The sequence below is a fragment of the Criblamydia sequanensis CRIB-18 genome, assembly GCF_000750955.1.
In the GTDB taxonomy this organism is placed as follows: domain Bacteria; phylum Chlamydiota; class Chlamydiia; order Chlamydiales; family Criblamydiaceae; genus Criblamydia; species Criblamydia sequanensis.
Genome location: NZ_CCEJ010000012.1, coordinates 29566 through 42298, shown reverse-complemented (window position 1 = coordinate 42298; position 12733 = coordinate 29566). Strand labels below are relative to the sequence as shown.

At 37.5% G+C, this 12733-nt stretch carries 13 protein-coding genes; 10 read left to right on the top strand and 3 right to left on the bottom strand.

Annotated elements, in window-relative coordinates; translation table 11 throughout:
• The 6 genes from gmk (at position 1) to CSEC_RS11305 (ending at position 4875) form a co-directional block, all read left to right on the top strand.
• The gene (gene gmk / locus CSEC_RS11330; protein ID WP_041018602.1) at positions 1-603 is read left to right on the top strand and encodes a guanylate kinase; all 603 of its coding nucleotides are present in this window, start codon (positions 1-3) and stop codon (positions 601-603) included.
• Positions 604-765: 162 nt separating this feature from the next.
• The gene (locus CSEC_RS11325) at positions 766-1101 is read left to right on the top strand and encodes a hypothetical protein (RefSeq protein WP_041018601.1); all 336 of its coding nucleotides are present in this window, start codon (positions 766-768) and stop codon (positions 1099-1101) included.
• Between the two features lie 88 nt (positions 1102-1189).
• The gene (locus CSEC_RS11320) at positions 1190-1849 is read left to right on the top strand and encodes a hypothetical protein (protein WP_237559242.1); all 660 of its coding nucleotides are present in this window, start codon (positions 1190-1192) and stop codon (positions 1847-1849) included.
• Between the two features lie 13 nt (positions 1850-1862).
• Complete coding sequence (metG, locus tag CSEC_RS11315) at positions 1863-3917, top strand: methionine--tRNA ligase (RefSeq protein WP_041018634.1); 2055 nt, start codon at positions 1863-1865, stop codon at positions 3915-3917.
• 215 nt (positions 3918-4132) lie between these two features.
• The gene (gene rpmB / locus CSEC_RS11310) at positions 4133-4408 is read left to right on the top strand and encodes a 50S ribosomal protein L28 (RefSeq protein ID WP_041018600.1); all 276 of its coding nucleotides are present in this window, start codon (positions 4133-4135) and stop codon (positions 4406-4408) included.
• Positions 4409-4437: 29 nt separating this feature from the next.
• Complete coding sequence (locus tag CSEC_RS11305; RefSeq protein ID WP_041018599.1) at positions 4438-4875, top strand: hypothetical protein; 438 nt, start codon at positions 4438-4440, stop codon at positions 4873-4875.
• Here the strand turns inward: CSEC_RS11305 and surE are convergent.
• Complete coding sequence (gene surE / locus CSEC_RS11300; RefSeq protein ID WP_041018633.1) at positions 4872-5660, bottom strand: 5'/3'-nucleotidase SurE; 789 nt, start codon at positions 5658-5660, stop codon at positions 4872-4874. The two genes, CSEC_RS11305 and surE, sit on opposite strands and share 4 nt — an antisense overlap.
• Positions 5661-5810: 150 nt before the next feature.
• Here surE and CSEC_RS11295 point away from each other — a divergent pair, with 150 nt between their 5' ends.
• Both CSEC_RS11295 and CSEC_RS11290 read left to right on the top strand, forming a co-directional pair.
• Positions 5811-6899 carry a hypothetical protein gene (locus CSEC_RS11295; RefSeq protein ID WP_041018598.1) on the top strand — a complete coding sequence of 363 codons (1089 nt, stop codon included), beginning with the start codon at positions 5811-5813 and terminating at the stop codon, positions 6897-6899.
• Positions 6900-6975: 76 nt separating this feature from the next.
• A complete protein-coding gene (locus CSEC_RS11290) occupies positions 6976-7752 on the top strand; it encodes a class I SAM-dependent methyltransferase (protein ID WP_041018597.1) in 777 nt (258 codons plus the stop codon).
• Positions 7753-7774: 22 nt separating this feature from the next.
• On the opposite strand, the gene CSEC_RS11285 is transcribed toward CSEC_RS11290, so the two are convergent.
• A complete protein-coding gene (locus tag CSEC_RS11285) occupies positions 7775-9592 on the bottom strand; it encodes a hypothetical protein (protein WP_041018596.1) in 1818 nt (605 codons plus the stop codon).
• Positions 9593-9674: 82 nt separating this feature from the next.
• Here CSEC_RS11285 and CSEC_RS11280 point away from each other — a divergent pair, with 82 nt between their 5' ends.
• Entirely contained in the window at positions 9675-9854 is a 180-nt protein-coding gene (locus CSEC_RS11280; protein WP_154017697.1) for a hypothetical protein, read from the top strand.
• 67 nt (positions 9855-9921) lie between these two features.
• On the opposite strand, the gene CSEC_RS11275 is transcribed toward CSEC_RS11280, so the two are convergent.
• Positions 9922-10395, bottom strand: coding sequence for a hypothetical protein (locus CSEC_RS11275; RefSeq protein WP_041018594.1), 474 nt, complete (start codon positions 10393-10395; stop codon positions 9922-9924).
• A 346-nt stretch (positions 10396-10741) separates the two neighbouring features.
• Between CSEC_RS11275 and CSEC_RS11270 the strand changes: the two genes are divergently transcribed.
• Complete coding sequence (locus CSEC_RS11270; protein ID WP_041018593.1) at positions 10742-12514, top strand: hypothetical protein; 1773 nt, start codon at positions 10742-10744, stop codon at positions 12512-12514.
• Positions 12515-12733: the final 219 nt, after the last annotated feature.

Genomic DNA, 12733 nt, shown 5'->3' with positions numbered 1-12733 from the left:
ATGAAAGAAAAGCTATTTGGAAATTCAAAAGAGGGAACTCTATTTATTATAAGCGCGCCAGCTGGAACTGGAAAGACTACTCTTGTAAAAAAACTGGCAGGTGAATTTCCTTATGTGACCCAAAGTATTTCTTTTACAACAAGAGCTCCAAGACCAAAAGAAAGGCATGGCGTAGACTATTTTTTTGTTTCAAGAGAAGAATTTGAAAAGCAAATCGAAGACAAAGCTTTTTTAGAGCATGTTGAACTTTACGGGGATTATTACGGGACCTCAATAAAATGGGTTGAAGAAGAACTCTCTTCCGGTAAACATGTTATATTAGTGATTGATACACAAGGCGCCCTTCAATTAAAAGAAAAACTTGAGGCTGTTTTTATTTTCTTAATCCCGCCTTCTATTGAAGAGCTCAAAAGAAGGCTTATTGAGAGAAATACTGAAAATGAAACCATTATAAAAGAGCGTCTCAAGTGGGCGGAAAGAGAAATTGCTTGCGCAAGATTCTATGACTATAAAATTATCAATGCCGATTTAGACACAGCCTATCGTGTTCTGCAAAGTATTTTGATAGCGGAAGCTCATAGGGCTGATATTCTCCCTTCTTAAGCTGTTTTCTTAAAAGTATTTTGTCTGGAAGTGACATCTTTTTGTAAAAGAGATATAATTTAGAGAATAAAGAATAAACTCTATGATTTTCACTTTCATTTTCTTTTAAAACTTGCTAGTATTTTATAGATATTCTTAAACATTTATTTTAATAGGCGGAAAATGAGTCGATTTGAAGATAACCTAACCAATGAAATCTTGATCAATACTAAATCAAGAAGTCTTTTTGAGCTTGTTAGAGATGCCATTAAACTTGCAAGACATTTTGTAATAAGCGGCCGTGAAGCCGGATTCGCCCAAGAATCACAGAATGTCGCCTCAGAAGTTTTGGCGCAAATTGCCTATGGCGAAGATGAGTATGACGACATTATTGAAGTCGTAGAAGAAGAAATCATCATCGACAGAAAAAACCCTTCTAAATCCTCCTCCCGCGAATTTGTCAGCATGTCTGATTTTGATAAGGGTGGAAAAAGTCACAAATCAGAAAGAAAACTCTAAGACCCGAGAAAAAAATCATTTTCCTTAGAATTTTAAGCGGTGCTTCCGCTTGGATTTTTCAAAAGAGGGTTAGTGTTAAGGAATGAGAATGAACCTGTCTTTTCTTGCAGTTAGCGAATTAGATGTGGTTCTCTTTTCCTTATTTATTCTCCTATGTTTTGTCTTCCTTTTTGCTTATGCCATTTATTTTTATTGGGTTAGAAGAGAGGACCGGTGTCTTAGCCCTTACACGCAAAAGCCAATGCGTTTCGGACGCGATTTACCTATTTCCAGCATCGAAAAAGTGATGCGGTTTTTGCATTATGAAATAGGAGGTTATGATAACCGCATCTTTTTAATGAAAAGATCGATGATATGCAGAGAAACAGGCCGGATTTTCCAAAATGCTGTGACCCTCACAGGAAGACCAATTGTTGACTGGAACTTTATTACAAAAAGGTGCCCTGGAAATTATATCTCATGGGGAAGCTTATCCAAAGAGTTGCAAGAAGATATACGAGCCTCGCATAAATCTTTAGAAGGCTTTCAAACAGAGCTATCCAGCCCGAATCCAAACCCTAAAAATGTGACTTCAGAGTTTGTTTATGTAAAGCCTGGACCTCTTTATGTGGATATAAAGACAAAAACCTTAGTAGGGTGGAAAATTGTGCCGGGAACTTCTTTTGAGGTCTTGGTGGTGCAGAAACCCTTATATAGCTACTCGAAAAAAGACTTTATCCAGAAATCGAGATTTAAATCAAAAACCTAAGTTAATGTTAAAAATGAAAGAAAAAATTCTCATTACCTCCGCGCTTCCTTATGCTAATGCCCCGCTGCATTTTGGCCATATTGCAGGCGCTTATTTGCCCGGGGACTGCTATGCCAGATTCGAGAGATTAAAAAAAAATGACGTCTTATATATTTGCGGTTCGGATGAATATGGGGTTGCGATCACTTTAAGTGCGGATCTTGCTAATCGAACCCCTAAAGAACATGTAGACATTTTTCATGAAATCAATAAAAATTTATTTAAAAAATTAAATTTTTCCTTTGATCATTTTTCAAGAACAACCACATCTTATCATCAAAAGCCTGTTCAGGTGTTTTTTCTAAATCTACTAAAAAACGGTTATATTGAAGAAAAGACGACTAAACAACTCTTTTCAGAGAAGGACAATCGCTTTTTAGCAGATCGCTATGTGGTCGGGACATGCCCTAAATGCGGCTATGAAAATGCAAGGGGCGATGAGTGTCAAAGATGCGGCTCATCCTATGAATCTACCGATTTAATTAACCCGAAATCAAAACTCACAGGCCAAAGCCTAACTCTAAAAGATACCAAGCACTGGTTTTTGCTTCTCGATAAATTTAGAGATCGGCTTTTAGCTTGGCTTGAGACTAAATCCTGGAAACCTAACGTGGTAAATTTTATAAAGGGGTATATCCAGGATTTAAAACCTCGGGCGATCACAAGGGATTTAAGCTGGGGGATTCCGATCCCTTTGCCAAATACGGAAGGAAAAGTTCTTTATGTTTGGTTTGACGCCCCGATCGGCTATATCTCGGCAACGATGGAATGGGCAGCGTTAAATGGCGAGCCTGAAGCCTGGAAGGATTTTTGGTTTGATCAAAAGACAAAGCTTGTTCATTTTCTTGGTAAGGATAATATCCCCTTCCATGCCGCCATTTTCCCTGCCATGGTTATGGGTCAAGACGCTCCTTACGTGCTTGTAAGCGAACTTCCGGCAAATGAATTCTATAATCTAGAAGGCAAAAAATTTAGTAAGTCGGAAGGGTGGGCCATCGATTTGGATGACTTTTTTACTAAGTATACCGCAGATCAAATTCGCTATGTCATCGCCTCTAATGCTCCTGAAACACAGGATTCCGAGTTTACTTGGAAAGATTTTCAGTTAAAATGCAATTCCGATTTACTTGGAAAATGGGGGAATTTGGTCAATCGCGTCCTCGTTTTTGCAAAACAAAATTGCGATAGAAAAGTTCCAAAGTCTCCTATTCTAGAGGATGAAGACAAAGCCTTTCTCAAGGAAATTAAGGAGTTAAGCGATAAAATTGAAGAAGCGTACGCTAATTTTAAATTAAGAAGAGCTTCTCAATTAATCATGGAGCTTGCCCAGAAAGGGAATGTTTACTTCGATCAAAAAAAACCGTGGCTTGCCCTTAAGAACCCTGAATTAATTCCTAAAATGAGAGCCACGATTTATTGCTCCTTGCAAGCCATAAAGTTTCTTGCTCTTACATCTTACCCAATCATTCCGGAAGCTTCTCAAAAAGTATGGAAACTTATTGGTTTTACAACAGATCTTAAAGAAGCTGACTGGGATATCGAAGTTAAAACAGAGCTTCCTTTTGAAAAAGAATTACGAGAGCCTGAAATCCTCTTTAAGAAAGTGGAAGAGGAAGAAGTCGCTAAAGAACTTGAGAATTTGAAGAAATTACACGAAAAAGCAAAAAAAAATTTTAAAAATGAGAATTTAGGAATTATGCCCTTTAAAGATAAAATTTCTTTTGACGATTTTCAAAAACTCGACCTTCGGTCCGCACTCATCTTAAAAGCTGAGAAAATTCCTAAATCTAAAAAACTCTTAAAGTTAACCGTAAATTTAGGACTTGAAGAGAGAACAATCGTTAGCGGGATTGCCGAGTCATATACTCCGGAAGAAATAATTGGAAAAAGCGTTGTGGTTGTCGCAAATTTAGAGCCGACAACCATAATGGGGGTAGTCAGTGAAGGGATGCTTTTGGCCGGGAGTTTGGAGAGCGGGATTGAAATCCTGACTAGTCAAAAAATTCAACCCGGAACCTTAATTAAATAGAAAAAGAAAATAGATTTTACCTTGAGCCATAAATTAAAGATCTGCTATGATTTCTCCTTTGATTGCCTGGGCCTTTACGTTTATCTGATTTAACTTTAACAGCGTAAAGTCATTCAAATCTCTTGATTGAAAAAAGAGTTTGAAAAAGCTAAGAGAAAGTCTCTTAAGGATCAAAGAATAATCTAGGTTCGGGTTGTTACGTTTGGAGAAAAATCATGTCTAGAAAATGTTGCGTTACAGGAAAAAAACCTGCGACCGGTTATAAATATGCCATACGCGGTATTGCTAAGAAGCAAAAAGGGATCGGTCTAAAAGTTACAGGCAAAACAAGAAGAAGGCACAGCCCTAACCTAATCAAAAAACGTTTATGGCTTGCTGAAGAAAATCGTTTTGTAACCTTGAAAGTAAGCATGCAAGCGCTTCGAATTATTGATAAGCAAGGCGTTGCTGCAGTTGTTCGTGAATTAAGAGAAAACGGCGAAAAAATATAACCCTGTTTTAATTTTACGAGGGCTTTTTTTTGACCGTAATCATCAGTATTCTCCGAGATTTTAAAGCCAAATGCTTTTTAAAGTATTTGGCTTCTTTTTTTGGAATTTGTCTTTTATTTTCTTGCGGTAGCAAAGGAGAGGAGGAAATTTCCAAAGAGGGTGAGTACCTGCTTTTTGAAATTTTACAGGATTTGAAAGGCTGTCACAACTCTGAGGATCTTAAGATAAAATCCGGACTTCTAGAAAAAAAATTCTACCGCCTGGCAGAAATCTTAATCACTCTCGACAGAAAGTGCTTAAAAGAGATGGACTCTATTGAACGAACAGGAGATCTATCCCTAAGCGATGAGCTTCGAACGGAGTTAAAACGCCTTTACCGGTTAAAAGGCGGTCAAGAAACCTTAGAGAAGTTACAGCAGAAAGGTTTGGATCTTTTAGATCGTCATGAAAAGAAGCGAGTTCATTAAAAGTTAAGGCACTCGAAGTGTTTTTCAAATAAATCTTTATGCGTTCTTAAATGATTGTTTTCAGTCAAATCCCCGACATTGACGGGAACTGCCGCTACATACCCTTTATTTAACCAGCTTACGTCTGATTCTTCGTTTTCTTCAAACTGCACCTTTCTTGCCCCTATCCAGTAATAGGTATGGCCTTCTGTCGGGTGGTTTCTCGCATCCAAAGACTCTCCCCAGTATTCCTTGCCTTGGCGGGCAAATTTAAAGCCTTTCGGAGCTCCTTCAATAACAGAGGGGAAATTAACATTCAGGAAAGTTTGAGGAGGCAGCGGCTTATTAAAAACAAATTCAAGAAAAGGGGGTATAAAGCGCTCTATCGACTCAAACTTTGGGTCCTGATAGTCCGATAGAGAAAAAGCGATCCCTGGAATATCTCTCATCGTTCCCTCAATAACCCCTCCGCATGTGCCGCTATAGAGAACATTTCGACCCGAGTTGGTGCCTCGGTTGATTCCTGAAACTATTAGATGAGGGCGCTCATCTAATATCACATTCAATGCCAATTTTACGCAGTCTGCCGGCGTTCCTGTGACTGAATAGGCCTGGATTCCATTCCAATGCAAGCGGTTCAATTGGAGAGGGTGTCTAATCGTAACAGAAACTCCGACACCGGATTGTTCTTGATGAGGGGCTACAACTGTAACCTCATAATCGTTCTTTAAGGAATTCCATAGGTGTTTGATACCGGGGGCATGGATTCCATCATCGTTTGTTATTAAGATTCTTTTTTTTGTCATAATTTCAAAAATTTGGTTAAAAAGAGGAAATTTTTTCCTTCTTAAATTAGTCTTCTTTTCAAATGAAAAATTCAATTGGAAATTCGCAAGAATAAATAATATAATATACTTATGCAAATATCAAAATAATTTTATTTCGGAGAGTAGTCTATGGGCGATTCAGCCTTCTTTAAAGATGAAGACCCCTCCGAAATTAAAAATGAAAATCCCGCCGAATCTGAAGAAAACAATCTTTTCGGATTAGATCCTGTAGCAACACCTCCTAAATTGCCCCTTCCTTTTGTAGCCTATAGAGGGGTCTCAGTTACCTTTCTTGAACGATTTAAAGAGCGGATGCTTGCTGTTTTTACTTACTTTGTTCAAGATACTGCTCCATTAAAAGGGAGGGTTGAGGAAATCCTTCCAAAAGTGCATGAAACTGTAGGAGCTTTACATAAAGTCAATGAACACATCATCAAAACATGTGAAAAGAACCCTGAAATCAAGCCTTTTCAAACTATCATTATTCAGCCTTTAATTGATCGGGCTAAAAAAATAAACCAAAGATGGCAGAATAATGCCATGCACTTAAGAGTAAAAGCTTTTGATGAGACTAAACAATGGTCTGAAGAAAGCCAGTATTGGATTGATTTTTATTGGAATAAATCAATCGATGACCTTCTTTCAAGCCTTAAAGAGAATTTGCAAAAAGATGCTTTAAAACGAGTGGATCGGGACATCAAAATTATTCAGGACTATGAACAGCAAACATTTGAAAAATTAAATGTCAGCGCGTCCGATAAACAGCATTTAAAAGATCTTTTAGAGGAGCTTTTATTAAAACCAATAGCCAGTCTTGGCGCTCTTAAGCATTTAAAAGAGGAATTAAGCCTCGAAGAAATTGATCTTTGGAATAAGGAGCTTGATGAAAAAAGACAAAGGCTTTTTAACGAAACACTCGCAATCATTGATGCTGTTGTCCACGACTATAAGCCGGAGTTTGCGATAGAAGAGGATCACCACCACTTAATTGATGTCATTGAAAGAATCAATATTTTAGAAAATAGGCTTAGACTATTGCAAGAAGCAATGAGTAAAAATAATGATTCTAATGCTCAGGAATCCCTTAAAGAGTTTGTCCTTATTATTCAAAACGAAATCCATTCTTTAAGTTTAGACTTAAGGCTGCCTCAATCTCTTTTTGAAAGGTTGGAAAAAGCCGAAGCTACCCTTAAAGAAATTCTTAAGAAGCATTTATAGTTTCTTTCATTCTAAAGATAATTGACAATAAATCTTTTTTAAATACAGTCTCAATTTCATTAAAATAGGAGGCTGTATGCTAAAAAAAACATTTCTTCCGTTTTTTCTTTTTCAGAGTGTAGCTCTTTTTTCTGCACAGAAAGAAACATTACCTAATATCAATTACGGCACCCTTCCTTCTGTTGACAATGGTTTTTATAGTTCATTTAACCTCGATGTGTGGCTCCTTGGAGGGTATGCTTTTAATTTTGCACCGGAACTTACTACTTACTTTGCTCTTTTAAAAAGAAATTATAAGATCGACACAGTCATTGAAACTGGAACTTTTAAAGGGGGCACAACGGTTCTATTTTCCTGTCTTTTCAATCAAGTCCATACCATCGAAATTGAGCCGAATACTTACAATAACGCAAAAAAGCTTTTATCACCTTACTCCAATGTGCATTGTCATTTCGGAAGTTCAGAGGTTGTCCTCGATAATTTGCTTCCTGGTCTTAAACATAAACCTATCCTTTTATATCTAGATGCTCATTGGAATGAACATTGGCCTTTGTTGAATGAATTGGAAGCTATTTCAAAAACTCATAAAGACAATTGCATTATTGTCATCGATGATTTCAAAGTGCCGGGTCGACCGGATATTCCTTATGACCACTATGGCATTCATGAATGTTCTTATGAATATATTAAAGAAGCTTTAGATAAAGTCTATTCATCTTATAGGCTTCAATATGTGATTCCAAGAAACATTAATAGCCGAGCAAAACTTGCTATTTTTCCATCTTCTTGGCCCATAAAAAGAAACCAAGAAGAGTTTATAATAGAAGGTGAGAGTTTTTATGGAGAAAGGTAGCTTTCCGCGAAATCACAGGTTCTTAATAAATAAATTCATCGGCGATTCGTCTTTTATCATGACCATCTAAAACATGAAATACACGAATTTTATTAAGAAGATTTCTTGAAACCTGACCTATCGGCAAAAAGACTACTTTCTTTCCAAACCTGGCGGCGTAGGACTTTAAAAGGGAGCGAGGCGCTTTTTTAGCCACATAAGTAATTGTCGGCTTTAATGAGTAGTCAATGGCTGCCATGAGGAGCACTTCCGACTTATGAAGGAGGTCTAAATAATCAGGATCATGCCAGACATCCCAAAGCCTTCTTGGAGGATAAGACATCATAAAACCGCCATATTCGCAGCGGCTGATTCCGGGACCCACAACTTTTTTGGTTAAATCAGTGGCATAAAAAGCCATGTCGGATTCTTGAGAATGTTCACCTATCCATGTGGTTTTCCAAGGGTACTTTTCATCCTTTTCATCATCTTCATCAAAGATGATGACAACAGACCCGACATCTCCCGCCGGCTTCCCAAGCTTTTTTACATAAAGCTTTTTTTCAAAGAGGTGTCTAATCGTTTCTTTAGTATCGATGCCATCTTCCAAGCTTGTCGAGAAAGGAACCACTTTTAGATTTTCTTCTGTCAGGATTTGAACGCCTTTCTTTTTAAGAAAGCGCCCGAAGTTTTCTATGATCGTATCTTCAGGCGGATAAGAGCAAATGCTGAAGGGGCTAGGAGGGGTAAACCGAAAAGAAGCTGCGTCTTTTTTTCTTTTTATAAACTGAGTGGCTTTCGGGTTTTTAAGCTTACGGTGAAATTGAATTTTTTTGCTGCCGCCGAATAGGTCTTCTACACGGAGCTTAATTTCAGGAAGGCCATCCACATTCTTTAAAAAAGGATAAGTCGTGGCAAGAAGCCAAGTTTCATAAGCGTAGTTATGATCAACGCAACCCTTAGCAGAAGCTAATAATTCAAATAAATCAGGAAGAAGCTTGTCCTTAAGATGCGCATAATTACGCATAAATTTTAAAGTGTTTCGAAGACAGTAATGAGGCAATTCATTGCCCGTACTCTCTTTATATCTTAAGCCTGCTTGTTTTAAAAGTGAGAGATAGATTTTCTGCCTATCGGGAATAGTGGTTTTTATCGACTCTTTTGATAAATACTCGTCCCTCCAAAATTCATAATTTAAAGAAAGATAGCCAAATTCACTCATCAACTCCCTTTGAGATTCTTCTGTAAGAGAAAAGACTTCAATCGTCTCTCTCTCTACCGGCTCTTGTTTCTTAAAGGCCTTTTGATCCGTTAACTCAAGCACTTTTTTTACATGGGTAAGACCGCCGACAAACAAGATACGGTCATATGAAAAGGAGAGTTCCTTTAACCTTCTTGCCATGTAATACTCTCTTTCCCTATCGATTGGAAAAGTCTTTCTTAATGAAGGCGGCAGATTGCCATAACAGGCTTCCATATAATGTTTAAAGCCAATTTTGGAAATGGCATAAGGGTCCGGAAGGGGGTCTTTAAAAAAAGGGTAATTATCGACATCCAGATCGATGCAGAAGACGGCAATATTATGCTCAAGGCCATATCTTAAGGCTTCAAATAAGCCATCGCAGGGCTCGGAAAGATAAAAGAGAGGTTTTCCATTTTTTTGACTTGCTTTAACCACACTTAGATCCGGCAAGCGGCTAGCTGCTTTAATAAGTTCATTCTGCATATTTTCAGGAAGCTCAACCACGATGCAATCAGGTTTGATTTCTTTGGCTGCTTTAACAACTTCCGAAGCGCATTCCATATTATAATGAAGAATAGGCAGAGCATGAAAAGGTTTTTTAATTATGGTAAAAGACATGTCAAAAATTGGCTTGATGAAAAAAAATATTCTGCCTTATTACAAAATTAAACTTAAACCAAAAAAAATAGGAGACAACAAAATGAAAATAGAACCTAAGACTTACGTTTTTGTTAAAACTGATGTTGAAGACAGTAAAACTAAAGAAATTTTTCAGGAAGGTAGAAGCACCCATGATGTGGCTACGGATCATTTCAAAAAGATGGTCAATAATGAGTCTAATGTAAGAAATGGAATGAGAGCCGTTATGATTTGGTTTTAAATTACATGATGGGGATAAGCATGATTTAAGCTCATGCCTATCCCTTGCATAAATCAAGCGGATGTTATTATGATTGACCTTCACAATCCTGCAAAACTTTTTTCTGCCAAGAGGTAAAGATTTTATGGATGATTTTATTATCCTTCTTTCTCTGCGTGTTTTTTGGCCAATAAGTCTTCATATCAAAGAAGCTTTCTGAAAAATCAAGATAGACACCGACAATTAAATCAGAATCTAGTCTTGATACAGACCCTACGGGTAGATAAGCCCTATGGGTGCCGTCAAGATGAATCAAAACACCTGAGAGGTCATTTTTTCTAAAATAGTAAGTAAATCGAATTTTAGAACTGTTTTCAGCAAGGTTTAATAAATCATCTTGCCTGTCTTTCTTTCTTAAAAACTCATTTTCAATCACGTATTGTTTTAAAGCACTAAGGGCTACTGCATAATAATCCTTTTCGGGTCGGGTTGGGCTGCATAACACATAAGGTGAATGCCAAGTGTGGACGATTTGAGGAACATAAAGCTCTGGACATTTCATTTTTTTTTCCTTTTTTTAAAATTTCAAAAGGATCTTGTGTCTGAAGCTAAGTCTTTAGATTTTTTTAAGAAAAAGTATTAAATATGTGTTATGTTTCTAAATTAATAATAGATGTTAATGGAAATGTTTGAAAATTAAGTAAAAAAATAAATATATAAATTATTTTTAAACCTACATTTTTAATTTAAAATATTTTATTTGTAAATATAAATAAATAATATGAAACTATGTAAAGTTATTTAGTAGCTGATGAAAACTTTTTTTTAAAAAAAATTTCGCTGGAATCTTTATAATTTTTTAATAAAATTTATTAAAGTGTTAGTTTTGGTTTAAAAAAGAGGTTAAAATGGATTGCCGGCTGCCGGAGCTTTCCTTACCTGCTCGGTTTATTGAACATAAATCTCCGGATGTCTTTTCCTCAAAGTCTATCCATCCCTCTGACAATAACTTAAAATTCACCTTAATTAAAACCGCTTCTTTTGCTTTGCAAATATTCCTTTTCTTAGGCTCGCTTTTTCTTCTAATTCCCATCCTTAGGCAACTGATCCTGCTTGTCCTCCCGAAAGAATTTTCTCAAGAAAGGCAGATCTTTGTTCAAAAAATAGAGGAGAGAAAAATAGAGGTTTTAAGCCGAACTTTCGATGAATTCAAAGCCTTGTCTTGTCAAGATTTAGAAGGTTTAGAAGAAGATTCAAAATTTGAAACTGAGTTAAAGCGGCTCTTCAAATGCCTTGAAAAAAAGGAGAACTCTTTAAAAATCCAGCATTCCCTAAAAAAAATCTATGAGACGAAAAGCTACCGGGAGATGATGGAATCCTCGGTTAAGCACCCCCTTCTTACCTTATTTCATAGGTTGGGGACTGCTTTAAGAACCGATGTCATTGGCATGGATATTTTGCGAGAATATGGAAAAACCATTCTTGAAAAAGGCAATCTGCCCGATTTCAAAGACCGCGAAATTACCTGGCATGAGATGGGAAATTTCATGGTGGAGACTTTCAACAATAGGAGTTCGCCTTCTTTCGATACTCCTCTCGAAATGGGCTTTTTTCTTTTGCAGGACTTAAGCTTGCTTTTTAGCGCCCCAAAGATTGTCGGTCTTTTTGGAAGCTCGGTAGAGGATTTTAATCCCTATGAAAGAGGTAATTTTAACTTGGCGACGCTCGATTATATTTTTGGTGATCAAACCGAGAGAAAGGTCCGTTTTTTCCACGGCCCCGGTCCCGGTATTACAAGCGATCGGATGCTTAGCTTGCAACTTGACTCGTTAAAAGCTAATGAAAATGGCCTTCATCTTCAGCATAGCATGGAAAATTATAATAAACCCGGGGAGCGGCAACGCTTGCATCAACTGAAAACTTTCGAAGAGAATTCAAAGGATAAGATGCGTCTATTTCTGACACCGGTTGATGGAGACATTTGGCATATGAAGTCTGATTATGCCAACTGGAGTTCTGCAAGCCAGTTCCTAGCGAAATATAAACAAGCCGCTATCCGTGGAGAAAGTGACCAAAAAGGGTATAGGACTTTATTTGATCCAAGCAATTTGCCAAAGGAAAGCTTTTATATCGGAAAGGATGTCATGAGTGATGAGCAATTTGAATCCGGCTTCGACCTTGCGGCGGATATCTTTGATGAGGCGTCGCTCTTACAAAATCCTTATTGGAATGAGATGATCTCAAAGGGAAATGAGGGGAAAAGAATATTAGCTAAGGGCTTGCAGGTGTTTGTTCAGGCCTTAACTTCTATTGGGGCTATGGCTAAGCTTGCTAAGGATGGAGAAGGGCAGGAGGGCCCTCTAACTTTTGGGCAGGCTTGTATGGAAGATATCGATAGAGGAGCTGCTGTCAATGTGGCTACAAGGCTTTTGATGATGAGGCTAAGCGGTCAAAAGATAAAGGCCTCCGAACTTTCCGAGATCATAGGAACAATAATCGGCCGGGCCGAACTTTCAAGCGGAAGACGCATTATGAAGGATCGATTTGAAGGCCTTGCAAGCTTTATCTTTTTGGTTGGAAGCCACCCTGAAGAGAAAGTGGACGAGTCTTTAAAAGCGCATTTTAAAAAAATGTTCTTTGACAACGAAGAGTTCTCAGCGTCTATCGCTTCTTTGAATTAAGTGACATAAGAAATCCCTTCAATATCCCGTTAACTTTTATTTGACTTCTTTCAAATCTCGCTTTGATTGGAAGAATTGGTTGGTTTTGTGCAAATTTTTTGATAAATTTTTAAAGCATAGGATAACCCATGCGTGAAAACAATTGAATGGAGTTTCGAACGAAGTCTAGAAGTCTACTGTCTTGCTTTTATTAAACCATATCCGATAGACTTGGGCGTC

Excerpts from the sequence above, each read along its gene's own strand:
- gmk (WP_041018602.1), top strand. The coding sequence starts at position 1 with ATGAAAGAAAAGCTATTTGGAAATTCAAAAGAGGGAACTCTATTTATT.
- CSEC_RS11325 (WP_041018601.1), top strand. The coding sequence starts at position 766 with ATGAGTCGATTTGAAGATAACCTAACCAATGAAATCTTGATCAATACT.
- CSEC_RS11320 (WP_237559242.1), top strand. The coding sequence starts at position 1,190 with ATGAACCTGTCTTTTCTTGCAGTTAGCGAATTAGATGTGGTTCTCTTT.
- metG (WP_041018634.1), top strand. The coding sequence starts at position 1,863 with ATGAAAGAAAAAATTCTCATTACCTCCGCGCTTCCTTATGCTAATGCC.
- rpmB (WP_041018600.1), top strand. The coding sequence starts at position 4,133 with ATGTCTAGAAAATGTTGCGTTACAGGAAAAAAACCTGCGACCGGTTAT.
- surE (WP_041018633.1), bottom strand. The coding sequence starts at position 5,660 with ATGACAAAAAAAAGAATCTTAATAACAAACGATGATGGAATCCATGCC.
- CSEC_RS11295 (WP_041018598.1), top strand. The coding sequence starts at position 5,811 with ATGGGCGATTCAGCCTTCTTTAAAGATGAAGACCCCTCCGAAATTAAA.
- CSEC_RS11290 (WP_041018597.1), top strand. The coding sequence starts at position 6,976 with ATGCTAAAAAAAACATTTCTTCCGTTTTTTCTTTTTCAGAGTGTAGCT.
- CSEC_RS11285 (WP_041018596.1), bottom strand. The coding sequence starts at position 9,592 with ATGTCTTTTACCATAATTAAAAAACCTTTTCATGCTCTGCCTATTCTT.
- CSEC_RS11280 (WP_154017697.1), top strand. The coding sequence starts at position 9,675 with ATGAAAATAGAACCTAAGACTTACGTTTTTGTTAAAACTGATGTTGAA.
- CSEC_RS11275 (WP_041018594.1), bottom strand. The coding sequence starts at position 10,395 with ATGAAATGTCCAGAGCTTTATGTTCCTCAAATCGTCCACACTTGGCAT.
- CSEC_RS11270 (WP_041018593.1), top strand. The coding sequence starts at position 10,742 with ATGGATTGCCGGCTGCCGGAGCTTTCCTTACCTGCTCGGTTTATTGAA.